General features: G+C 40.3%; 20 protein-coding genes, 12 tRNA genes and 3 rRNA genes. 3 read left to right on the forward strand and 32 right to left on the reverse strand.

The annotated features are described in order from the left end of the window. Positions 1-25: 25 nt before the first annotated feature. The 19 genes from G7057_RS00005 to G7057_RS00095 form a co-directional block, all read right to left on the reverse strand. Positions 26-97, reverse strand: a tRNA-Glu gene (locus tag G7057_RS00005). Positions 98-112: 15 nt separating this feature from the next. Next, positions 113-202: transfer RNA gene (locus tag G7057_RS00010), tRNA-Ser, on the reverse strand. 10 nt (positions 203-212) lie between these two features. Beyond that, positions 213-286, reverse strand: a tRNA-Ile gene (locus tag G7057_RS00015). 10 nt (positions 287-296) lie between these two features. Beyond that, positions 297-367 (reverse strand) — tRNA-Gly (locus G7057_RS00020). 1 nt (position 368) lies between these two features. Next, positions 369-444: transfer RNA gene (locus tag G7057_RS00025), tRNA-Asp, on the reverse strand. A 31-nt stretch (positions 445-475) separates the two neighbouring features. Further along, positions 476-548: transfer RNA gene (locus G7057_RS00030), tRNA-Ala, on the reverse strand. Between the two features lie 18 nt (positions 549-566). Beyond that, positions 567-640 (reverse strand) — tRNA-Pro (locus G7057_RS00035). An 8-nt stretch (positions 641-648) separates the two neighbouring features. Then, positions 649-722 (reverse strand) — tRNA-Arg (locus G7057_RS00040). Positions 723-738: 16 nt separating this feature from the next. Beyond that, positions 739-810 (reverse strand) — tRNA-Gly (locus G7057_RS00045). Between the two features lie 6 nt (positions 811-816). Then, a tRNA-Thr gene (locus tag G7057_RS00050) sits at positions 817-889 on the reverse strand. Between the two features lie 58 nt (positions 890-947). After that, a tRNA-Lys gene (locus G7057_RS00055) sits at positions 948-1,020 on the reverse strand. A 52-nt stretch (positions 1,021-1,072) separates the two neighbouring features. Next, positions 1,073-1,145 (reverse strand) — tRNA-Val (locus G7057_RS00060). A 14-nt stretch (positions 1,146-1,159) separates the two neighbouring features. Then, a 5S ribosomal RNA gene (gene rrf / locus G7057_RS00065) occupies positions 1,160-1,275 on the reverse strand. A gap of 154 nt (positions 1,276-1,429) precedes the next feature. Next, positions 1,430-4,345: ribosomal RNA gene (locus G7057_RS00070) — 23S ribosomal RNA — on the reverse strand. Positions 4,346-4,555: 210 nt separating this feature from the next. Next, positions 4,556-6,111: ribosomal RNA gene (locus tag G7057_RS00075) — 16S ribosomal RNA — on the reverse strand. The 16S, 23S and 5S rRNA genes sit together here with 12 tRNA genes alongside, the layout of an rRNA operon. A 476-nt stretch (positions 6,112-6,587) precedes the next feature. Next, entirely contained in the window at positions 6,588-7,934 is a 1,347-nt protein-coding gene (locus G7057_RS00080) for a glucose-6-phosphate isomerase (protein WP_076765783.1), read from the reverse strand. Positions 7,935-7,979: 45 nt separating this feature from the next. Continuing rightward, positions 7,980-8,366, reverse strand: coding sequence for a hypothetical protein (locus G7057_RS00085; RefSeq protein WP_166160487.1), 387 nt, complete (start codon positions 8,364-8,366; stop codon positions 7,980-7,982). Between the two features lie 26 nt (positions 8,367-8,392). Continuing rightward, positions 8,393-8,788 carry a CvfD/Ygs/GSP13 family RNA-binding post-transcriptional regulator gene (locus G7057_RS00090; RefSeq protein ID WP_166160488.1) on the reverse strand — a complete coding sequence of 132 codons (396 nt, stop codon included), beginning with the start codon at positions 8,786-8,788 and terminating at the stop codon, positions 8,393-8,395. A gap of 106 nt (positions 8,789-8,894) precedes the next feature. Continuing rightward, the gene (locus tag G7057_RS00095; protein ID WP_166160489.1) at positions 8,895-9,479 is read right to left on the reverse strand and encodes a peptidylprolyl isomerase; all 585 of its coding nucleotides are present in this window, start codon (positions 9,477-9,479) and stop codon (positions 8,895-8,897) included. 138 nt (positions 9,480-9,617) lie between these two features. On the opposite strand from G7057_RS00095, the gene G7057_RS00100 reads away from it, so the two are divergent. From G7057_RS00100 to G7057_RS00110, 3 genes are read left to right on the forward strand one after another with little or no spacing between them, the layout of a single operon-like run. Then, positions 9,618-10,109, forward strand: a complete 492-nt coding sequence (locus G7057_RS00100; RefSeq protein WP_166160490.1) for a divergent PAP2 family protein — start codon at positions 9,618-9,620, stop codon at positions 10,107-10,109. A 24-nt stretch (positions 10,110-10,133) separates the two neighbouring features. Next, entirely contained in the window at positions 10,134-11,126 is a 993-nt protein-coding gene (locus G7057_RS00105; RefSeq protein WP_166160491.1) for an NAD(P)/FAD-dependent oxidoreductase, read from the forward strand. A gap of 19 nt (positions 11,127-11,145) precedes the next feature. Beyond that, positions 11,146-11,652 carry a phosphatidylglycerophosphatase A family protein gene (locus tag G7057_RS00110; RefSeq protein ID WP_076765771.1) on the forward strand — a complete coding sequence of 169 codons (507 nt, stop codon included), beginning with the start codon at positions 11,146-11,148 and terminating at the stop codon, positions 11,650-11,652. Positions 11,653-11,666: 14 nt separating this feature from the next. Here G7057_RS00110 and G7057_RS00115 read toward each other — a convergent pair whose 3' ends face one another. From G7057_RS00115 to G7057_RS00175, 13 genes are all read right to left on the reverse strand, one after another. Next, on the reverse strand, positions 11,667-12,311 hold the full coding sequence (locus G7057_RS00115) for a TIGR01906 family membrane protein (RefSeq protein WP_166160492.1): 645 nt from the start codon (positions 12,309-12,311) through the stop codon (positions 11,667-11,669). Next, positions 12,311-13,090 (reverse strand): TIGR01457 family HAD-type hydrolase, encoded by a 780-nt coding sequence (locus G7057_RS00120; protein WP_227004605.1) that lies wholly within the window; start codon positions 13,088-13,090, stop codon positions 12,311-12,313. The genes G7057_RS00115 and G7057_RS00120 overlap by 1 nt, the downstream gene beginning before the upstream one ends. 11 nt (positions 13,091-13,101) lie before the next feature. Beyond that, positions 13,102-13,737 (reverse strand): YutD family protein, encoded by a 636-nt coding sequence (locus tag G7057_RS00125; RefSeq protein ID WP_166160493.1) that lies wholly within the window; start codon positions 13,735-13,737, stop codon positions 13,102-13,104. Positions 13,738-13,746: 9 nt separating this feature from the next. Continuing rightward, positions 13,747-15,153: a bifunctional metallophosphatase/5'-nucleotidase gene (locus G7057_RS00130; RefSeq protein WP_166160494.1), complete on the reverse strand. Its 1,407-nt coding sequence runs from the start codon at positions 15,151-15,153 to the stop codon at positions 13,747-13,749. 103 nt (positions 15,154-15,256) lie between these two features. Next, positions 15,257-15,706, reverse strand: coding sequence for a MarR family winged helix-turn-helix transcriptional regulator (locus G7057_RS00135; RefSeq protein ID WP_076765762.1), 450 nt, complete (start codon positions 15,704-15,706; stop codon positions 15,257-15,259). A 143-nt stretch (positions 15,707-15,849) separates the two neighbouring features. Next, on the reverse strand, positions 15,850-16,080 hold the full coding sequence (locus G7057_RS00140) for a hypothetical protein (protein ID WP_166160495.1): 231 nt from the start codon (positions 16,078-16,080) through the stop codon (positions 15,850-15,852). A gap of 26 nt (positions 16,081-16,106) precedes the next feature. Then, positions 16,107-17,888 (reverse strand): DUF2207 domain-containing protein, encoded by a 1,782-nt coding sequence (locus G7057_RS00145; protein WP_166160496.1) that lies wholly within the window; start codon positions 17,886-17,888, stop codon positions 16,107-16,109. Between the two features lie 18 nt (positions 17,889-17,906). Beyond that, positions 17,907-18,725 carry an LptM family lipoprotein gene (locus tag G7057_RS00150; protein ID WP_166160497.1) on the reverse strand — a complete coding sequence of 273 codons (819 nt, stop codon included), beginning with the start codon at positions 18,723-18,725 and terminating at the stop codon, positions 17,907-17,909. 129 nt (positions 18,726-18,854) lie between these two features. Then, positions 18,855-20,138 carry an extracellular solute-binding protein gene (locus tag G7057_RS00155; protein WP_076765752.1) on the reverse strand — a complete coding sequence of 428 codons (1,284 nt, stop codon included), beginning with the start codon at positions 20,136-20,138 and terminating at the stop codon, positions 18,855-18,857. Between the two features lie 29 nt (positions 20,139-20,167). Beyond that, positions 20,168-21,460, reverse strand: a complete 1,293-nt coding sequence (locus G7057_RS00160) for an MBL fold metallo-hydrolase (protein ID WP_166160498.1) — start codon at positions 21,458-21,460, stop codon at positions 20,168-20,170. Next, a complete protein-coding gene (locus G7057_RS00165; protein WP_166160499.1) occupies positions 21,444-22,262 on the reverse strand; it encodes a carbohydrate ABC transporter permease in 819 nt (272 codons plus the stop codon). Before G7057_RS00165 ends, G7057_RS00160 begins: the two co-directional genes overlap by 17 nt. Before the next feature lie 2 nt (positions 22,263-22,264). Beyond that, entirely contained in the window at positions 22,265-23,146 is an 882-nt protein-coding gene (locus G7057_RS00170) for a carbohydrate ABC transporter permease (RefSeq protein WP_166160500.1), read from the reverse strand. After that, positions 23,146-24,219, reverse strand: coding sequence for an ABC transporter ATP-binding protein (locus G7057_RS00175; RefSeq protein ID WP_166160501.1), 1,074 nt, complete (start codon positions 24,217-24,219; stop codon positions 23,146-23,148). Before G7057_RS00175 ends, G7057_RS00170 begins: the two co-directional genes overlap by 1 nt. Between the last annotated feature and the right edge of the window lie 6 nt (positions 24,220-24,225).

The following is a 24,225-nucleotide window of genomic DNA, read 5'->3' on the forward strand; positions in this document are numbered from 1 at the left end:
AATTACTAAGACTTAACTAGACTAATGACCCGTACGGGATTCGAACCCGTGTTACCGCCGTGAAAGGGCGGTGTCTTAACCGCTTGACCAACGGGCCTTGTTCTTTTAAAAACGGAGAAGGAGGGATTTGAACCCTCGCGCCGGTATGATCCGACCTACACCCTTAGCAGGGGCGCCTCTTCAGCCACTTGAGTACTTCCCCATTAAAAATATGGGCCTAAATGGACTCGAACCATCGACCTCACGCTTATCAGGCGTGCGCTCTAACCAGCTGAGCTATAGGCCCTACTTCCAAAAGCGGGTGAGGAGAATCGAACTCCCGACAACAGCTTGGAAGGCTGTAGTTTTACCACTAAACTACACCCGCATGGCGGTTCCGACGGGATTTGAACCCGCGATCTCCTGCGTGACAGGCAGGCATGTTAACCCCTACACCACGGAACCGTAAATCTTTTAACCATAATTCATTATGGAATGGAGACTAGCGGGATCGAACCGCTGACCTCCTGCGTGCAAGGCAGGCGCTCTCCCAGCTGAGCTAAGCCCCCATAATGTTGAAAATAAAATCGGGAAGACAGGATTCGAACCTGCGACCCCTTGGTCCCAAACCAAGTGCTCTACCAAGCTGAGCTACTTCCCGTAATTTTATGCACCCAGCAGGAGTCGAACCTGCAACCGCCTGATTCGTAGTCAGGTACTCTATCCAATTGAGCTATGGGTGCTTGTCAAAAAAATAAAAGCGGAAGACGGGGTTCGAACCCGCGACCCCCACCTTGGCAAGGTGATGTTCTACCACTGAACTACTTCCGCAGTTAATGCCGGCTAAAGGACTTGAACCCTCGACCCTCTGATTACAAATCAGATGCTCTACCAACTGAGCTAAGCCGGCAATATAAATAGTATTATGAAAATAATAACCATTTTATTTCATTTTTTTAAACAAAAAATGAGTCATGCAGGGCTCGAACCTGCGACCCTCTGATTAAAAGTCAGATGCTCTACCAACTGAGCTAATGACTCAACATTACGTTGATGTGTGAGTGTGACTCACTTTGTCATATTACTATGACTATGGAGGTTAACGGGATCGAACCGCTGACATCCTGCTTGTAAGGCAGACGCTCTCCCAGCTGAGCTAAACCTCCGAAATAAAAAAAATGCGCGGCAGCGTCCTACTCTCACAAAGGGAAACCCTTCACTACAATCGGCGCTAAGAAGCTTAACTTCTGTGTTCGGGATGGGAACAGGTGTGACCTTCTTGCCATCGCCACCGCACATATTGTCATGGCTGTTGCTGCTTTAGCAGTTTACAGACATGATACACTTGGGCTATGCCCACAGTGTTCTTTTGAGGTTGTTCCCTCAAAACTGAATAGTTAACACGAAACCTTTGGTTTGAAACCCATTTTACTTGATTACCGTTTTATTATTGGTTAAGTCCTCGACCGATTAGTACTAGTCCGCTCCATACATCGCTGCACTTCCACTTCTAGCCTATCTACCTGATCGTCTCTCAGGGGTCTTACTCATTTAAAATGATGGGAAATCTCATCTTGAGGGGGGCTTCACGCTTAGATGCTTTCAGCGTTTATCCCGTCCACACATAGCTACCCAGCAATGCCCTTGGCAGAACAACTGGTACACCAGCGGTGTGTCCATCCCGGTCCTCTCGTACTAAGGACAGCTCCTCTCAAATTTCCAACGCCCGCGACGGATAGGGACCGAACTGTCTCACGACGTTCTGAACCCAGCTCGCGTGCCGCTTTAATGGGCGAACAGCCCAACCCTTGGGACCGACTACAGCCCCAGGATGCGACGAGCCGACATCGAGGTGCCAAACCTCCCCGTCGATGTGAACTCTTGGGGGAGATAAGCCTGTTATCCCCAGGGTAGCTTTTATCCGTTGAGCGATGGCCCTTCCATGCGGAACCACCGGATCACTAAGCCCGACTTTCGTCCCTGCTCGACTTGTAGGTCTCGCAGTCAAGCTCCCTTCTGCCTTTGCACTCTACGAATGATTTCCAACCATTCTGAGGGAACCTTTGGGCGCCTCCGTTACATTTTAGGAGGCGACCGCCCCAGTCAAACTGCCCGACTGACACTGTCTCCCCACCCGATAAGGGTGGCGGGTTAGAGTGGTCCTGCTACAAGGGTAGTATCCCAATGGCGCCTCCATCGAGACTAGCGTCCCGACTTCAATGGCTCCTACCTATCCTGTACATGTAGCAGAAACAATCAATATCAACCTGCAGTAAAGCTCCATGGGGTCTTTCCGTCCTGTCGCGGGTAACCAGCATCTTCACTGGTACTATAATTTCACCGAGTCTCTCGTTGAGACAGTGCCCAAATCGTTACGCCTTTCGTGCGGGTCAGAACTTACCTGACAAGGAATTTCGCTACCTTAGGACCGTTATAGTTACGGCCGCCGTTTACTGGGGCTTCAATTCAAAGCTTCGCCGAAGCTAACCTCTCCTCTTAACCTTCCAGCACCGGGCAGGCGTCAGCCCCTATACGTCATCTTTCGATTTTGCAGAGACCTGTGTTTTTGATAAACAGTCGCTTGGGCCTATTCACTGCGGCTGACCTTGCGGTCAGCACCCCTTCTCCCGAAGTTACGGGGTCATTTTGCCGAGTTCCTTAACGAGAGTTCGCTCGCTCACCTTAGGATGCTCTCCTCGACTACCTGTGTCGGTTTGCGGTACGGGCAGTTGGTTTCTAACTAGAAGCTTTTCTTGGCAGTGTGACATCAGGAACTTCGGTACTTAAATTTCCCTCCCCATCACAACTTGTCCGTATAGTAGAAAGCATTTGACTCTCCACAAGACTTGTTGCTTGGACGTGCTCTTCCAATCGCACGCATTTCCTTAGCCTCCTGCGTCCCTCCATCGTTCAAACAAAAACAACTGGTACAGGAATATCAACCTGTTGTCCATCGCCTACGCCTATCGGCCTCGGCTTAGGTCCCGACTAACCCTGGGAGGACGAGCCTTCCCCAGGAAACCTTAGTCATACGGTGGACGGGATTCTCACCCGTCTTTCGCTACTCATACCGGCATTCTCACTTCTAAGCGCTCCACCAGTCCTCACGGTCTAGCTTCAATGCCCTTAGAACGCTCTCCTACCACTCAACCTATTGGTTGAATCCACAGCTTCGGTGATCTGTTTAGCCCCGGTAAATTTTCGGCGCAGGGTCACTCGACTAGTGAGCTATTACGCACTCTTTGAATGATGGCTGCTTCTGAGCCAACATCCTAGTTGTCTGTGCAACCCCACATCCTTTTCCACTTAACAGATACTTTGGGACCTTAGCTGGTGGGCTGGGTTGTTTCCCTTTCGACTACGGATCTTATCACTCGCAGTCTGACTCCCGGACTTGAATCCATGGCATTCGGAGTTTATCTGAATTCGGTAACCCGAGAAGGGCCCCTAGTCCAAACAGTGCTCTACCTCCACGATTCGTTTATCCGAGGCTAGCCCTAAAGCTATTTCGGAGAGAACCAGCTATCTCCAGGTTCGATTGGAATTTCTCCGCTACCCACACCTCATCCCCGCACTTTTCAACGTGCGTGGGTTCGGTCCTCCAGTGCGTATTACCGCACCTTCAACCTGGACATGGGTAGGTCACCTGGTTTCGGGTCTACGACCACATACTCATTCGCCCTATTCAGACTCGCTTTCGCTGCGGCTCCGTCTTTTCAACTTAACCTCGCATGGGATCGTAACTCGCCGGTCCATTCTACAAAAGGTACGCCATCACCCATTAACGGGCTCTGACTACTTGTAAGCACACGGTTTCAGGTACTATTTCACTCCCCTTCCGGGGTGCTTTTCACCTTTCCCTCACGGTACTGGTTCACTATCGGTCACTAGGGAGTATTTAGCCTTGGGAGATGGTCCTCCCGGATTCCGACGGAATTTCTCGTGTTCCGCCGTACTCAGGATACTGGTAGAGCTGCTTTAGATTTCGCATACGGGGCTTTTACCCTGTTTCGCGTGGCTTTCCAGCCAGCTTCTGCTATCCATTACAGTCTCACGTCCCAGTCCTACAACCCCAAAGAGCAAGCTCTTTGGTTTGGGCTTTTCCCGTTTCGCTCGCCGCTACTCAGGGAATCGAATTTTCTTTCTCTTCCTGCAGGTAATGAGATGTTTCAGTTCCCTGCGTGTACCTCAAACACGCTATGTATTCACGTGTTTGTAATATCCTATCAAAGATATTGGGTTTCCCCATTCGGAAATCTCCGGATCATAGCTTACTTACAGCTCCCCGGAGCATATCGGAGTTAGTCCCGTCCTTCATCGGCTCCTAGTGCCTAGGCATCCACCGTGCGCCCTTATTCACTTAACCTATGGTCAAGTTTCAGCCATTGCTGGCCTTTACTATCAAACTGTTTTCGTTAAAAAACTGTTCAACGTGTAACGCGGTAAAATGTTTTGGTTTCTTACTTTATATTTCATGTTATACTATTCAGTTTTCAAGGAACAATTGGTTTGAGAGTTAACCTCTCAAAACTGAACAAGAATGTGAACATCGGCAGGTTCCATATAATTTCCTTAGAAAGGAGGTGATCCAGCCGCACCTTCCGATACGGCTACCTTGTTACGACTTCACCCCAATCATCTATCCCACCTTAGGCGGCTGGCTCCCATAAGGGTTACCCCACCGACTTCGGGTGTTACAAACTCTCGTGGTGTGACGGGCGGTGTGTACAAGACCCGGGAACGTATTCACCGCGGCGTTCTGATCCGCGATTACTAGCGATTCCGGCTTCATGCAGGCGAGTTGCAGCCTGCAATCCGAACTGAGAATGGCTTTAAGAGATTCGCTTGCCCTCGCGGGTTTGCTGCTCGTTGTACCATCCATTGTAGCACGTGTGTAGCCCAGGTCATAAGGGGCATGATGATTTGACGTCATCCCCACCTTCCTCCGGTTTGTCACCGGCAGTCTTATTAGAGTGCCCAACTGAATGCTGGCAACTAACAATAGGGGTTGCGCTCGTTGCGGGACTTAACCCAACATCTCACGACACGAGCTGACGACAACCATGCACCACCTGTCACCTTGTCCCCGAAGGGAACGTCCTATCTCTAGGAGTGTCAAGGGATGTCAAGACCTGGTAAGGTTCTTCGCGTTGCTTCGAATTAAACCACATGCTCCACCGCTTGTGCGGGTCCCCGTCAATTCCTTTGAGTTTCAGCCTTGCGGCCGTACTCCCCAGGCGGAGTGCTTAATGCGTTAACTGCAGCACTGAAGGGTGGAAACCCTCCAACACTTAGCACTCATCGTTTACGGCGTGGACTACCAGGGTATCTAATCCTGTTTGCTCCCCACGCTTTCGAGCCTCAGCGTCAATTACAGACCAGAGAGTCGCCTTCGCCACTGGTGTTCCTCCATATATCTACGCATTTCACCGCTACACATGGAATTCCACTCTCCTCTTCTGCATTCAAGTTCCCCAGTTTCCAATGACCTTCCACGGTTGAGCCGTGGGCTTTCACATCAGACTTAAGGAACCGCCTGCGCTCGCTTTACGCCCAATAAATCCGGACAACGCTTGCCACCTACGTATTACCGCGGCTGCTGGCACGTAGTTAGCCGTGGCTTTCTGGTTGGGTACCGTCAAGGTAAGAGCAGTTACTCTCTTACTTGTTCTTCTCCAACAACAGAGTTTTACGATCCGAAAACCTTCTTCACTCACGCGGCGTTGCTCCGTCAGACTTTCGTCCATTGCGGAAGATTCCCTACTGCTGCCTCCCGTAGGAGTTTGGGCCGTGTCTCAGTCCCAATGTGGCCGATCACCCTCTCAGGTCGGCTACGCATCATCGTCTTGGTAGGCCGTTACCCTACCAACTAACTAATGCGCCGCGGGTCCATCTCCAAGTGACAGCACAAAGGCCGTCTTTCCTTCGGCTTCCATGCGGAAGCTGAAACTATGCGGTATTAGCACCCGTTTCCGGATGTTATCCCCCTCTTGAAGGTAGGTTACCCACGTGTTACTCACCCGTTCGCCACTAACGTCATAAGGAGCAAGCTCCTTAATCAATTCGTACGACTTGCATGTATTAGGCACGCCGCCAGCGTTCGTCCTGAGCCAGGATCAAACTCTCATGTTAAGTGTGGGCTCTTGTACAGAAACCCGACATGAAAAGCTGAATAGCTCTTTCTTGCTGACTTAATGTTTTTGCGATTACTATCGCGATTCGTTGTGTAATTCTTATAAATAAGAATTACCCTGCACGTTTGGTTCGTTCATTCTTTGTTCAGTTTTCAAAGGTCAAATCCGCTATCACGTGTTACGTTAAGTTCGTGTCGTGACAACTTCTATATATTAACACGGTGTTAATTATGTGTCAACAGTTTTTAAAAACTTTTTTAAAAAGTTTTTTATCGCTTGTTTGATAAGCTCTCGAAGCGACTTGAAAATAGTAACACGAAAGTAAAATAGTTGTCAACGATTTTCTTTCTTTTTTTCTTAACTCCCTGTAAGAAACACTATATCACAATAATGAAAGCCTTGTCAATTCTAAAAGTGATTAAAATAAAAAACATATCCGCTTCCTTATAAGCGGATATGTTCCTCTTCATTCTATTATAGACGTTCGTTTAATTCTTTAGCTAACTCTTCAAATCCAGGTTTACCTAATAGCGCGAACATATTTTTCTTGTAAGCTTCTACTCCTGGTTGATCAAATGGATTAACACCATTCAAGTAACCAGAAATACCTACAGCAATTTCAAAGAAGTAAATCATATATCCTAGCGTATAAGCGTTTTGTTCAGGAATTGTTAGAAGTAAGTTAGGAACATCACCATCAGTATGAGCTAATAGTGTTCCTTGGTATGCTTTTGTATTTACAAAATCAATTTCTTTTCCTTCTAAATACTTAAGTCCATCTAAATCTTCTTCTAAAGTAGGAATCGTAATGTTTTTACGAGCATTCTCTACTTTAATAACAGTTTCGAAAATGTTACGTTGCCCTTCTTGGATATATTGACCTAATGAATGTAAGTCAGTTGAGAAGTTAGCACTTGATGGGTAAATACCTTTCAAGTCTTTTCCTTCTGATTCTCCAAATAACTGTTTCCACCATTCTGAGAAGTATTGCATACTTGGCTCGTAGTTAATTAATAACTCTGTTACTTTCCCTTTACGGTATAACAAGTTACGAATCGCAGCGTATTGGTATGCACCGTTTTCTTTCAAATCTGGGTTTGAGTATGCTTCTTGAGCATCACGTGCACCTTCCATCATTGCATCAATATCCGCTCCGCTAACTGCAATTGGAAGTAATCCTACTGCTGTTAAAACTGTGAAACGTCCACCGATGTCATCAGGAATAACGAATGTTTCATAACCTTCTACATCTGCTTCGTGTTTAGCCGCACCTTTTGCTCGGTCTGTTGTTGAGTAAATACGTTTAACAGCTTCTTCTTTACCATATTTCTTAATTAGTAATTCTTTAAATACACGGAAAGCGATAGCAGGCTCAGTTGTAGTACCTGATTTAGAAATCATATTAACAGAAAAATCACGATCACCAATAACTTCAATAAGATCTGCTAGATAAGTAGAGCTAATGCTATTACCTGCAAAGAAGATTTGAGGTGTTTTACGATCAGCTGTATTTTGCACGTTGTAGAATGTATGGTTTAAGAAATCAATTGCAGCGCGAGCGCCTAAGTATGAACCACCAATACCGATAACAACTAACACTTCTGAGTCGTCTTGAATCTTTTTAGCTGCAGCTTTAATACGATCAAATTCTGCTTTGTCGTATTTTTCAGGCCACTCAATCCAACCAGTAAAGTCGTTACCTGCACCTGTACCTTCTCTTAATGCTTTATCAGCAGTTGTTACTTGATCTTGTAAATAATCAACTTCATGTTGACCGAAGAATTTCAATGCTTTTGAATAATCAAATTGAATATGTGCCATTCTTTTACTTCCTCCATCCATTTATACATTTATAAGTTATTGCAATTAACTTTTATACATTGGAACAATATTTGAATCACATTCGCTTAACAGTTCTGTTAAGTCTTTCGTTCTTCGCCATGTCACCAATCCCGATTGATTTAAGAGCGTCATTTCATCTTCAGGCCTTTCAACTAAATCAAAGACGAACAACGGTGATGTTTTATCTTGCCCTTTTATGTTAGTCAAATCCATCAATCGAATTGATTCTGAATCAACCGTTACAAACTCTAGCAAGGTTTCCATAATAATACCCATGGGAAGTTTCTCTGTTTCCTCAATTCGTTCATAAATAAATGAAGAAACACCATCGTTGTCTTTAACTAGAAAAAATGTTTCGCCTTGCTGGTTGGTTACCATAATCGTTCCAGCAACACGTTTGCTCTCTGTCATGCCTGTTCATCTCACTTCCATCAAATCTATTGGTTATCATTCATATTCGATAATCTATTTTTCTCATCAAGCTTCGCTTCTTCTATCCATTTCGGCATTTTATCTTGTAGGGTTTTAAATCCAATTTGAGGTGTATGCCGTCTTCGTCTTTGTTTCTTACGTTGCGGCTGTGTCGGTGCAATCAGTGTTTCCATCGCACGTAAGGAAAGACTTATTTTTTTAGTGTACTCATCAATATCAATGATTTTCGCCTCAACGTCGTCGTCCACTTGAATCATTGTATCTAAATCCGTTACAAACCCATGTTTGCATTCCGAAATATGAATAAGTCCTTGGGTATTTTTATCAAGAGCAACAAAGATACCATATGTCTGGATACCTGTTACTTTTCCCTTAATAATATCCCCTATTTTATAGTCCATAGTGATGTTACTCTCCTTTTTCATATATACATTCATTATAGCATGATTTTAGGAGAAAATGACAGACTGATATCGCCCTATCATTGAGTTGAAATAGTAAGACTCATTATAGTTCAATACCTAAAATGACAACATCTTCTACAGGCTTATCGTTTGCTCCTTTAGCGACACCTTCGATAGCATAAACAACATCCATACCAGCTTTCACTTGTCCAAAAACAGTGTGGCGATGATCTAACCAAGGTGTTCCACCATTTTCACGGTAATTTTCAACGATTTCTTCTGGCCAGCCGCCATCTTTCAGTTGACCTAACATATTTTCTTGAACATGTTTACTAGTCACGATAAAGAATTGGCTACCGTTTGTATTTGCACCAGCATTAGCCATTGATAAAGCACCATGCAAGTTAAACAAATCCATTGAGAACTCATCTTCAAAAGATTGTCCCCAAATACTTTCACCACCCATACCTGTTCCTGTTGGGTCACCACCTTGGATCATGAAGTCGCTAATAACACGGTGGAAAATTACGCCATCGTAATAACCTTTCTCAGCTAGTCCTAAAAAGTTCTCAACTGCTTTAGGTGCATGCTCTGGAAATAGTCTTAATTCAATGTCACCTTTTGTTGTTTTCATGATGACTGTTTTTTCATTCTCAATTGATTCTTGCAATTGTGGATATAAATTCATTATTTCTCCCCTTTAATTACCATTCTATCACATTGTATGAAAGTCATTCCACATCTTCTGTCATTTTTATTGTGTCAGTTAAAAGCTTTCGTGTTATCATATACCTATATTTCATTACTAGAGAAGGATGCTTATAAAATGATACTATTTAATAATTTCCCTTTAATATGTTCTTTAATAGCTATTATCTTTACCCAAGCAATCAAATATCCCATCGCCTTGTTACTGAAAGACAGTAAAACATCTGTTTCTATTGTCACAACAACAGGCGGCATGCCTAGCTCACACTCGGCTGGCGTAACGGCACTCATTACTGCTTTAATTTTAGAATATGGGTATTCTTCTGGTTATGTGGCGATTGCAACAACCTTTGGCGTGATTGTTATGTTTGACTCTATGGGGGTTAGAAGACAAAGTGGTGAACAAGGACTTGTTCTTGTTCAGATGATTAAGGAAATCCGAAACCTTTCGAATCAACAGGAGCACGGTTATGTTAAAGAGCCCATTCATGATACAAAAATGATTTTGAAGAAGTACCTTGGACATAAACCGTTGGAAGTCTTTGTTGGTTTACTAACAGGAGTTGCTGTGACTTTTGTTGTAAATATGATTTACGTTCGCCTAGGTTAATTGATAGATTTTGGAGGTTTTATTTTGACTAGTGAAAAAGAGATTTTTGATTTAACGATTATAGGTGGCGGTCCGGTTGGAATGTTTACAGCCTTTTATGCTGGACTTAGACAAGCAAAAGTAAAAATTATTGAAGCGCTCCCTCAAATTGGCGGTCAGCCAGGGATGCTTTACGCCGAAAAGAAAATATATGACATCGCTGGTCTGCCAGAAATTACTGGAGAAGACTTAATTAAGAACTTGAAAGAGCAAATGAGTCGCTTCGATACAACGATCCATTGTAATGAAGAAGCCTTTGACTTCCACAAGGATGAAGATGGGATTATCGAAATCCAAACTTCAAAACAAAAACATTATACAAAAGCAATTATTATTACTGCCGGGAATGGCGCATTCCGCCCCCGCAAACTTGAAATTAACCATGCAGACCAATACGAAGATGCTAACCTTCATTATTTCGTTAACAATATAGAAGGTTTCCGAGATAAAGTAGTCGCTATCTGCGGTGGTGGTGATTCAGCAGTTGACTGGGCTTTAACACTTGAACCAATTGCTAAAAAAGTCTACCTCATCCATCGTCGTCCGCAATTCCGTGCACAAGAACACAGTATTCACTTATTATCAAAATCTTCAGTTGAAATTGTAACACCTTTTGTTCCCATCGAAATAAAAGGAGACGGACAAACCTTATCCAGTGTCGTGCTACAAGAATCAAGAAAAGATAATACTCAAGAGATTGAAGTGGACGATTTCTTAATTAATTACGGCTTCTCTTCTTCAATTGGGGGATTAAAAAAATGGGGTTATGAGGTCAAAGGAAATTCGATTGTGGTCAACACTAAAATGGAAACGTCCATCTCAGGTATTTATGCTGTCGGTGATATTTGTACATACGATGGTAAAGTTAAACTTATTGCAACAGGGTTTGGTGAAGCGCCTACTGCTGTTAATAATGCCATGGCCTATATTAACCCTAACAATCGGGTTCAACCGATGCATTCAACCAGTTTATTCTAACTATGAAGGAGAGATCGATATGGTAAAAAGCGGTAGCGAATTACATCAACGTGCTCTGTTATTATTAAGTGAGCGTGGTGTGGAACTAGATGACATAGCAGAATTAGTATTATTTCTTCAAAAAGATTATGTAGAGGACATATCAATTGATTTATGTAGGGAAAATGTTCAGTCGGTTCTAACAAAACGTGAAGTTCAAAATGCTGTTATTACAGGTATCGAGCTTGATGTTCTAGCTGAAAAAGGTATTTTATCTCAACCACTTCAGGACATTTTAATTAATGATGAAGGGCTATACGGCATTGACGAAATCCTCGCCCTATCTATTGTTAATGTTTATGGCTCTATAGGCTTTACTAACTATGGCTACATCGATAAAGTTAAACCCGGCATCTTAAGCACTCTAAACGATAAAACTGATGAGCATTGTCATACCTTTTTAGATGATATTGTCGGTGCCATTGCTGCAGCTGCAGCAAGTCGTATCGCTCATGACGATCCCAATAAGAGTGACATTATGAAATAACAAAAACACCGTTCCTAAACAGAACGGTGTTTTTTGTTTGCTGACTTGGCCCAAAAATGAACAAACACTAGTCCAATTTCCAAGATAAGAAAGACAGCTATAAAACAATGCATGAAGAACTGCTGTGGCAAAGCGAGAATGATAGGATCTGTTCGCCAATCGAATAACCAGGCATCGTTATTAAAGAATAGTTCATGAAAAGTAGTAAATAGTGTTGAGAAATTTAAAGAAATAAACACTAAAACAACCACAGGTAAAACCATCATGATTTTAGTCGGTAAAATTAACCGCCATCTCATTCCCTCTTTTTTGATACGTTTGATAAAAAATATGCTGTAAAGGGCTGTTATAATCATAATAGTGTAGTCGAGTAAAAATAAACGTTTCACTTCATAAAAATGAAAGAGTCCACTTTCAGATGATGGAAAATTTGGCATATTCAATTCAGATACCCATGGAAAATTCAAATAATCTAAAAGGATACGATAATTAGTCATAATGACATCCTTAGAAAGACCGGTGGCCCGCTCAATATCTAAATAAGAGATATCAAAGGCATATAAGGGTGTAAAATTAATCGTAAAAGCAATGGCAAAGGATAAAATAAATAGAAAAATAGCCACTGAGCCAATAAAAATAAACAAGTTTGTTTTCTTCATTAGAGCACAACCCACTCTGTTAAGTCATTGACGATATGAGTTGGTTTTTCATCGATATAAGAGAGATCCTCTCGGCTTGTAAAACCGGTCAAAGTTAATATGGTATCCATATCATAATGAATCCCCGCTAGAATATCCGTATTATAATTATCACCAACCATAACGACATCTTCTTTAGCTAAACCTAAGCGTTCTAAAGCACCATCCATAATAAAGGCATAGGGCTTACCAATTACGATAGGTTCTTTTTGTGTACTTGTTTTTAAAAAGGCCGTTAATGACCCCGCTCCAGGTAGAAATCCTTTTTCAGTTGGAATGCTCGTATCAGGATTAGTGGCAATAAAAACTGCACCGTTTCGAATTGCTAAATTCGCAGTCGCGAGCTTGTCATAGGTCAGTGTTCGATCAAGTGCTTGAATAACCACATCTGCATCTTGGTCCGTTAACGCTAGTCCCTTAGACTCCGCCTCCTTAATTAGAGCCGATTCTCCAACAATAAAGGTTCTAGCCGCCGGGTGTTCTTTTGCCACATAGTCGACAGCAGCGATAGCACTGGTGTAAACATGATCTGCCGTTGTATCTATATCACAAATTTCTTTCAAATAAGCGGCCACTTCTTCCGGTGTGCGTGTCGCATTATTTGTTAAAAATAAATGCGGTATGTCTTTTGCGACTAAATTTTCAATAAATGGTTTCGCAGTTGGAATTGGTAGCGTTCCGCTATACATCGTCCCATCCAAATCAATTAAATATCCTTTATAAGCTTTAATCGTTACCACTCCCTTATCGTTTAATCTTTTTTCTCGTGAATTTTAAATGCCGTCTTTGGCTGAGCAGCTTTTTTCGGCTGATTTGGTTTCTTTTGGTTATGTTGCGGTTTTGAATCGCTATTTTTAATAGCAAAATTTTTCTTTTGTTTTTTTGCTTGTGGTTGCTGTTGCTCGTCAACAACCTTACCTCTCACTTGTCGTTTCTTCCGACGTTTGCTCTTACTTTTCGCTGGTTTATCACCTTGATCTTTTTCTAAAACAAAATATGCACAACCAAAATTACAGAACTCATACAAATAATCTTCTAAAAAGTTTATTTTTTTATCAAAAGCCGCTCGGTGATTACTATCATGGAAAAATCCTTTTAATCGAAGTTGATCATAGCCCCAGTCCCCAACGATATAATCATACTTATTTAAAATACTGTTATAACGACCTGCTAATGCTTCTGCTTGTACAGCATCACGATGATTGACCACTATGGTATAAATACTGTTCTCAATTTTGACTTTGTTTTCTTCTATCAATTCAACTTGACTTTGAGGAAGCTTTTTCTCTTCCTCTTTTTTTACCTCCTCTTCAGGAGTTGCAAGCGTCTCTAATGTTGTATCTAACTGCTCTTTTATACTATCTTTTTTCTTCTTTTGCTCACTCACGTTATCGCCTCATTTACTATATGAAATTGGAAAATTCTTCTCTAAATATTGACCTACGACATCCCTTAGAAAGTGAGGAAAAAGCAACTCACTTTCGCCTTTCTTTTCAATCAGAGGAAAGAAGGAAACATAGCGGTAATGATCGACTGTCACAAATTCAATGTTATCGTTATCTTTGATGACTGTTCCATTATAGTAGATAACTCCCATTTTGACATCAACTTTAATTCCTTTGTAACAGAGTTCACCAAATACCTTTCCTCTAAATCCCATTCCCATCACTGTTTTAATTCTTAATTCGTCGCGTTGGTCTTCCATATCGAAAACCATCCGACAAAAGTCTTTACCTAACATTTTACACCTTATTAAGCGCATCGGGTGAGGTAACATCCTGTGGAGATCGGCTTTTGTAACTACTCCTTTAGCAAGAGAGTCTAAGAATAAACCAGCATTCAATAATCCAATATCAATACTAGCAAATTCTGTAATGGCTTCAAGCCCTAATTGAACGAGATTGGTTGAATGGTACCAATCGGACTGGAATTCAATTGGCATGTCAGCTACAACTTGACTGGTTAATTGCTGAATCCCCTTCTGGTAAAGGCGGTCAAACTCACTTTGATCCAAAGGCCATTCTGCTAATTCATTACAATGAATAAGTTCCGTCTTTTTATCAATAACGTCATGATTAGGAGATACAGTCACAACGCTGTGACCAATATAAGCGCCCCACTTACCTCCTCCAGTTAACAGACAGTTGTCAATTAATTTCCCTTCTGGTAAAACATGATGAGTATGAGCTCCTAAAATCAAATCAATGTCTTGATACATTTCAGCCATATGTTCATCTTCAATAATTCCCATATGAGACAAGAGAATAATCATGTCTACTTGGGGAGCCAGCTCTTGTAATAACAGTGGTAGTACCTCAAACGATTCTTTAGGCTGCCAGCCATTGGGTAAATAACTGAGATACAATGGTGCTGTTATACCAACAAGACCGATTCTAAAGCCCTCTGGTGTAGACAAAACGAGACTTTCTTGTGCCCAATCAGGTTGCTTACTATCTTCAAGATCAACTAAATTGGCTAACAAAACCGGAAAATTAGCATCCTCATAAAGCCGGTTTAAAACGTCTTTTGTATTACCGATGCCTTCATTATTCCCTATTGTCACAGCATCAAAGCCAATTTGATTCATTAATTCAATATTAGCCTTACCATTTGTTGTTTCGGTTAAGGGATGAACTCGGTCAAGAAAATCACCAATATCGAAGATAAATACATTCTCTCCATTAGCCTGATGCTCTTCCTTTTTCTGGCGAAGAAATCGTCTTATTTTTGGCCAGTTCTCAAAATGAGAATGCAGGTCATTGATATGGTAGATATGGATCTGTTGATTCTCATTAGTTAACACTCGCTAACGCCCCATTCGTTTAAGTTAAACTTTAAAGGTTTATAACTTCCATTTTACCATATAATTTAAAAACCTCAGGCAATCCACCTGAGGTTTTTAAAAATTATTTATTCTTATTTAGAGTTTCTGCATGAATGCCTACTTTTTTTACAAGTTCGACATATTGCTCTAATTCACTTGGTTCAAGCGCTTGGAAGATCTTTTCAATATCTTTCTCATTCAATGGAAAAATCTCATCCATTAATTTGCGACCATCTTCTGTAATAGAAGTAAAAATAACGCGGCGATCTGTTTCACACGGTTTTCTAGACACCAAGCCTTTTGATTCTAGTTTATCAATCACATAAGTTAAACTGCTACTTGCTAGCAATATTTTTTTTCCAATATTTTGGATCGGTTGCTCACCTTTATGGTATAATAACTCAAGTACACCAAATTCAGAAGGATTTAAACCAAAGTTAGAGATACTACGTTTGATACTTTCTTGAACATGTTGGGACGACCGCATTAATACTGTTAATGCTTTCAAAGAATTAGTTGTACGATTCGACATATCGTTCCCTCCTATCTATGTCAATTATTTCGATTTCGAAATAATAATACCACCTTTTGTTTTGCTTGTCAAAAACAAACTTTAAAAAATAAATAATAGCAGCTACCGAACACTTTAGTTCTATAGCTGCTATTTTAATGACTTTAGCTTGGATGAGCATAGCAGATTGTTAAATCAAATCCACCATTTGCGCCAACACCCTTCATATTGTAATAAGTATTCATATAGAGTTGATTAATGGATAGATGATGATGAGCTAATGCTCGTTCAAGTTCTTTCTTAATATTTCCCCCTACTGTTTGATAGCGGAAGTTATAATCAGAACCTGTAATAAAATGTGTTAAACCATGCTTGGCTAATAATTCGGAATGCATAAAATCACCCTTACTGTTATTTAAACTTAGCGTGCTCCACCGCCGCCACCTCCACCAGCGCCGCCTCCGCCGCCGATTGAAGTTGAACCGCCACCACCATAGTCAGTTGATTGACTGGAGTGGAAGCCACCGCTTGATAAGCCTTGTGACCAAGATTGATTAAATCCTCTTGTACCATACCAATACCAATAATAATGATCGTAACTGTCATGATTATACGACTCTGATGGTTTGGGAACAAAGTTTTTGAATTCTTTAGTCAGCTCATCATTCTTATTATACAAACTATTCCAAATTAAGTAATCGTCCATTGATACATTCACCTGTTCCAACTTATCTAACTTAGTTTGACTTAAGTAGTTGTAGAATTGAATCAATTGATCAAATAATAGATCACCTTCTGGACTAGCAATTGCGATAGGTATCCGTGACCTACCTGCTTGAACTTCATCAAATTGAATGAGAGACTGTTCTTCAAGATAATGCATCGAATAGTCAGTTAAGAAGTCCGCAAAGGTTTCTACATCGCTAGCATTATCATTTGCCCATCTTTGAATAGCTGTATCTCTAACTAAACCGGTTTGATCTGCAGCTTCTAATAACATTAGCCACATACCTGTTTCGTAACGTTCTTTAGATGGATCTGCCATAATGTCATCAACGAATGATGCAAAGCTACGACCTTCTTTTTTTCGAGCTTCTTCAAAATCGTGTATAACAATATCCGTTTTTACTTTATCTTTAAACACACCTTTTTCCTCACGAGTAACCATATCAATTTTACCCTCTATTACCCACTCTAGTAAAAAGACTGAAAAATAATTTTCAAAATAACCTGTTGCAAACTGATTAAGTAAATACGCCAGCCCAGGATAATCACGGTCTTCGAACGGAACCTTATCATAAAGAAGGCCGCTATTTTTCTGAATACGTTTTGAACCAGATAGCATATCTCCTGCTTCTTCTTTTATTTTTTTCACTTTAAAGATATGTCTAAAAATGACACCTATCGTTATCGCACCACCCGCCAACATGGTTCCTATTATTCCAAATGCAATTTTATCATTGCTCTGACTTATATTTTCGACATTATATGCTGAACCTTCCTTTGCCATTTCTTCTTGCTCAGCTAATGTCATCGCTTCTGTCACTTGTGGATTAAACATCCCATCTTGAAATTGTAAAAGAACAATGGCATTTTGTCGGTTGCCGACTTGCTCATTGGCTAACCAAACAATCTTGCCATTTTCAATCGTCATATCGCCATTAAAACCAAATCCCCATAGCTTCGTATTTTCTTGACTAAAGGGTTGCGGTCCAGACAATTCAATGACTAATTGCTCGGCTGGAATATCAGAAAACGTATCAAAGTTCCAAAGTAAAGATTGACCATCTTCTAACTGTCTGACAACATCTGATAGACTATAATGCACCTCATAGTTATTTTGACCGTAGTCACCAATTCCCCATACGAGTTCTAAGCCATCTGATGTTTCGATGATACCGTATTGTCCACTTTTTTCAGCTTGGGAATCTGAAGAGTCCCAGTCAGTATTCTCATCAAATCCTGTTACATAAAAATCAAGCAATTCTGATTCTTGTAAATTATCCATCACGATATAAAGTTCCGTACCTTCGTCCATATCGGTTTGTCGATACTCAGTAACATCCACCGAACCATCTTCATTTAACTGAATATCAATACGTAAATCTAACAAACGATTTTCTGCCGATGCTTCTGCTGTTGACATCATATTCAGCATAAACGCTGAAAAGAAAATAAGCAGACACTGCCATTTTTTATCCATTTTGCCACCTACTTTTCACTATTGATTAGAAATATGGTTGATATAACTATTATACGTTAAAATTGAGCCGGTAGGGAAATCCTGTGAGACATTTTCAAAGGGCACGTAGGCATATTGGATGATATCTGTTCCAGATACAAAGAAATAAACAGCATTCAGTCCTGTGTGTTGCTGACCTTCAACTTCTTGACCCGGCACCATAATTTGACGAAGTAGTTCACCGTTAACCATACTTTCTGCAATCGTTAAAATTTGAGCGTTCGTTTGTTTCAATTCATCAACAGTATATAAGTTACCTAATACTTCGTAGGGCTGTGCTTGGTCAATATATAATTGATAAAGCCCAGGAGTCACCGATGAAAAAACAAGCGAATCGTTAATAAAATAAAAACTCAGTTCCGCTAAGAAAGAAGATACTTCGCTATATTCTCCGCCTTCTACATCAGGATAACGATAGAGAATAATTTTTTCATTTTCACTAATAACGGTTTCTACTTTCTCAATACTGCCGTCTAACATATCATCGATTTCAGCGCTGGTGCTTCCTGTTGTTGTGCCATCATCCAATTTATATGCTGCTGTAATGCGGCTATAATCTAACCAAGCTTGATAGCCATACTCATTTAAAAATGTTGTCTCGTCAACCAACAAGTCGAAAATATGAGTATTGGATTCAGAAATGACAGGTTCATCAGAACTTGACTCTACCGATGATAACTCACTCACACTCTCTTCAAATGAAACTTGTGAGCTCTGTGCAGTCTCCTCTTCTGCACCTTTAGAGCCACACCCTGCTAGCAAACTGATACAAGCCAATACAAGCAATTTATTTTTCATAACCCTTTCCTCCTTTAAAACTGTGTTAATTTAACTTTACCAGTAATCGAAAAAAAGAGTTAACGATATCCATATATTAAGCGACAAAAAAACCGAGAGCGTACAGTGTACGATCTCGGTTCGTTTATCTTATTGATTCCAAACGTCTTCTAATTGTGGAATAGAATTTTGGATTAATTCATCAATATCTTTATCAGTATTAACTAAGATATTTTCCATAATTGCGCGCATTTCGTTGTATGCTGGATCAGCATTTTCTTCAACTGGAATAGCGAACAATTCTTTTGTTGCTTCTGACAAATGAGCAGGTACTTTTGTTTCTGTTGAATTTTTGTATTCATCGCTGTTTACAACTGATTCAAGAATTGGCATGTAACCTGTCATGTTGGCCCAATACAATTGATTTTCAGCTTCAGCCAAGAACTTCATATAAGTAAATGCTGCTGTACGTTCCTCTGCAGTCGCGCTGTTGAACATGTAAATGTCTGTTCCTTGTTGCAAGTTAATTGCTTCTGGACGAGCTGCTACGTCATAATCAAATTTGCCTTCTGTATCTGCTTTAACATATCCTTCACCAGCAATTGAGCCGATAAACATTGCAACTTGTTCGTTTGCAAACGGACCTGACATATAACCATCAGACCCAGCAATACGGAAGTAGCCATCACGAACACCATCTGCATAGTAGTTAATCACTTCTTTAGACTCTTCACTGTCTAAGGCAATGTCTTTATTAAATGAAACACCTTTATTTTTCATACCAATCGCATAGTAGTTATTTAATGAGTCGAATCCAACCCCAACAACTGAACCATTTGATTTGTCATAGATTGTTTGAGATGCTTCTTTTAATTCATCGAAGTTCGTTGGTACATCAACACCGTATTCTTCTAACATATCAACGTTGTAGAACAACATTTCTGTTGATTTGTTGAAAGGAATACCATATAGCGTGTCATTGATTGTTGCACCTTCTAATAATGATGGGATAATTTCTTCTTGGTCTCCCCAACCAATTGTTGCGTCATCCATATACGGTTGTAAATCTACAAGCATCTCATCTTGTGCTGCATTCCAAAGCCAACCTGGGTATGCTTGAGTAATTGTAGGTAGATCTTTAGGAGATGGCAAAGTCGAATTAATTTTCGCTTGCATATCACCGTATGATGATTGGTTTTGCAATTCGATTTTAATATTTTCGTTTTCAGCCATAAAGTCATCTGTTAATTTAATTAATGCTTCTTCTTGCGCATTGTTCATTGCATGCCAAAATGTTACAGTTGTCTCCTCTGGCAACTCTGTTACGATTTCATCGTTGTTTGCTGTCTCTTCTCCATTGCTTCCTCCACATGCACCAAGCACTAGAGCTGTTGTTGCTAAAAACAGTTTTGTTGCCAATTTATTGATCTTCATCTGTATACTCTCCCCTTATCTTATCTCTATTATAAAATAATTTGATCGCCGCGGTTCGGCAGAATTCTGTCACCATACGGATTTTCCAGTTTTTCTGGTTTTAACGTATGGATAGGAACCAATAGCTTTGGTTCAATCATTTGAATGATTGCGTTTAAATCATCTTCAAAAGCATGTCCTGTTAATGAAAGACGAACAAATTCTACATTTGCTTCTTCCAAAGTGTTTAAGAACACGGCATATTGAGGATCGTAATCACCCAATGGCTGCGCATCACTATGAACGTATAGGCCTCCTCCTTGTAAGTTTTCAAATTTATTAACGACTTGCCACAAATACTCTGTCTCATCGTTAATTAAAACTTCGTAAGGTAATTCAAGCGATGGATCCAATGCTTGAATGATTGTATCACTTTCCGCATAGTAATAGCGGACATTTATATCTCGTACTTCTTTGAGTAAGGCAGCCATATTAGCTTCCAACACAACTGTACGTGGCGAGAATTCAATTAATTTAATAAAGCGTAGGATATTAGCGGGATAACCATTAAAGGTCATCTGGCGTTTTGGATAATCAGTCATCAATTGAACAAATTTTTGAATAAGCTCCTGTTCAGTTGATACTTTAATCTGTTTAGGATCTGGTTCACGTTCTGGGAAACTAATGCTAACACCTTCCATCATCAATAGGTCCGTATGTTTTGCTAGCTTGCAGAACGTTTCTGTCTTGTCTCTATCGTAGCCATGCAAACGTAGATCGCCTGAATAAACAATGAATTGATCTGGCGTACGAATAAGTAATGCAGCAGCGCCATAAGCATCATGGTCAACAGCAACAATTTCGACGCTAATGTCACCGATTTGGATAACATCATGATTATTAAGACCGATCATCTCGCGAGTAAAGCCTTTTTCTTCAAATGGCGACGGAATTAAAAAGTCACCATTACGATTTAATGAATTCAAAATTGCTTTTGTTTCCTTCATCGTATATAACGGAACACTTGGATCAAGATAATTAATCATCTTAGAGTGATCTAAGTGGGCATGTGATAAGAAAACAGCCGTATGAGCATATTCTTTTTCATCTTCGCCCTTATAGACATAGCCTAATCGGTGGTCATATAAGCCTTTCAGTTCAGGTACCAAGCGATTGCTCAGCAATGTTTCTAAGCTTTCCTCAGTTAGACCTAACTCTGGACGATATTCCGTTCCAAAGTCAAAGAAAATATGTGAATCTTTATAGGACACTTCGATTACCGTTCCCCCAATGGTCAAAATCCCACTGTGAAAGCTAACCGTTGTTTTATCCTTTGATACCATTTTTCGCCACTCCTTGCATAATTTCTTTTCTGAAAATTAAATAAATAATCAAGATTGGAATGACTGTTAAGGTCGCTGCAGCCATTTGCAAGTGCACAGCACTTCCACTTTCAGTTGTGAAGGCAGACAGTCCGTTATTCAATAGTCGGAATTTTTTCTCGTTGGTTACGAGTAACGGCCACAAGAATGAGTTCCAGCTTGAAATAAAGGTTAAAATCCCAACCGTCACTAAGGCTGGTTTCGACATTGGTACTAATATGCGAGTAATGTACTCAATATCAGATGCGCCATCAATTTTAGCTGCTTTGTAGAAGGTACTCGAGATACTTTGCAAGTAGCCGTATAAATAGTAAATATAGAAAATACTTGTTAAGAACGGAATGATTAATGCCGAATAGGAGTTCAATAATCCCATTCTAGAAATAGTATTGTAGTTTGTAAAAATAATGGATTCATAAGGAACCATTAGTAATGAAATCATGATTCCCATTACAACTTTTTTGAATTTAAACTCTAAACTAGTTAGGGCAAATGCCGCCAGAATAGATGTGAAGACTGTTGCGACAGTCGTCACTGATGAAACAAAAACTGTATTGAAGAAATAGCGAACAAAAGGTGCCGTTTCAAATACTTCTAAGTAGTTTCCCCACTGGAAGGTTTCTGGAATAATGGTTGGCGGAATACTTGTTGCTTCACTATAAGTCATTAAGCCAGCTAGCATCATGTAAATAAATGGAAAGACGGTAATGACTGCCATGATAGCTAAGAATGTCATTGATATAACTGTTGCGACATGTTTCATGCTTATCTCCCCACTCTCTTTAATAGTTGATTCTGAATAAAGGTCACTAATAAAATAAGAAGGAATAAGATAACCGTCGCCGCCATTGCTAAGCCAGGACGACCTGCAATATGGAATTTATCATAAATATAGAAGACAGCCGTTGTCGCACTTTTAGCAATCCCGGGTTGTCCATTAAATAAGGCATAAACTTGCGTATATACTTTAAATGATGATATCAAGTTTACCGTTAATAAGAAGGTAATGGTTGGAACAAGTTGCGGAAAGGTAATGCGTCTGAAAATCTCCCAATTATCAGCACCAAACATCTTCGCAATTTTATAGTGCTCTTCATCAATATTACGTAGGCCTGCTAGTAGAATAATGATATTGAAGGCTAAACTCGTCCAAACACCAAAAATAATTAATGTTGGCATACTAAGGCTAACATCATCTAGCCAATTCAAACCTGGGATACCAAATAATCCCAAAACATAATTGACAATTCCATATGACCCATTAAAGAAATAACGGAAAACAATCCCAATTGCAATCGTACTTGTTACATATGGAAGAAAGAAGATTGTTTCAAAAAAAGATTTATGTTTTACTTTTTCAAAAATAATCCATGCCACAATCAGTGACAATAGTAAGCCAATTGGAACAACAGTAAAGGCGAACAGCCCAGTATTACCTAAAGCCCTGTAAAAAACAGGATCTGTTAAGACACGTTGATAATTTTCTAAACCGGCGTACTGCGGATTAACCAACGTTCCTTTTTGGAAACTCATAAAAAATGAACGGAATAAGGGATAAATACTAAATAACATAATAACTGCTAAAGCTGGTAGAAGGAATAACCACGCTTTAAGCTGATTTTCAGGATTATAGCCTCGTTTAAACATTAATAGATACGCTCTCCCGTTTTCTTAAAGATAAAGGCTTTCGAATAATTCAAATCAAATGACACTGAAGTTCCTTCTTCTAATTCTTCTTCAATGCTAACAATTGATTTCATTCGATCTAAACCAAGTTGGAAGTTTAGAATTCTTTCTCTCCCGATTAATTCCACGTTGGTTAGTTCTGTCGTAAATAGACCTTCAGCCTCTGTTACTAACAGATCTTCTGGACGAATTCCTAATACATAATCGCCGTCTACTAACGCTTCTTTAAAGCGACTAGCTGAAAATTGACTAACTGGGAATTGGAACTGGTCATTGACGACCTGACCGTCTTTAACGGTTACTGGAATCGTATTAATAATTGGGTTTCCTATAAATTTCGCTACAAATAAGTTAGCGGGTTCTAAATATAAGTTTTGAGGATCATCATTTTGTTGAATAACACCTTCATTTAGAAGAATAATCTTGTCACTGATTGAGAGAGCCTCTTCTTGGTCATGGGTTACGAATATCGTTGTAATGCCCACTTCCTTCACTAAACGTCTGATTTCTTCACGAATCTTCAATCGTAAACGAGCATCCAAGTTACTCAATGGCTCATCCAGCAATAATACCTCAGGGTTTTGAACTAAGGCACGCGTAATCGCTACACGTTGTTGTTGTCCACCTGATAATGTGCCTGGCTTTTTATTGTGCAGCTCTTCAATGTTCGTCAATTTCATAAATTTTTCAGCAGTTACTTTTGCTTCTTCTTTAGAAATTTTCTTTTGTCCTACTGTTAATGGAAACATAATGTTTTCTAAAACAGTCATGTGCGGATAAAGCGCATAGTTTTGGAAAACAAAACCGATGTTTCGATCTTTTGGTTCTGTTTTGACAACAGACTGGTCTGCAAAACGGATATCCCCGTCTGTTGGACTAAGTAAACCTGCGATTAGGTTCAATATCGTTGATTTCCCACAGCCACTCGGGCCTAGTAAGCAGACTAAATCACCTTTTTCTATCGTAAAATTAACAGACTTTAACGCTTCAAATCCATTATCGAAAACTTTCTTTAAATCGATAACTTCTATCATAGGACA

The sequence above is a fragment of the Jeotgalibaca arthritidis genome (assembly GCF_011100465.1).
Classification (GTDB): domain Bacteria; phylum Bacillota; class Bacilli; order Lactobacillales; family Aerococcaceae; genus Jeotgalibaca; species Jeotgalibaca arthritidis.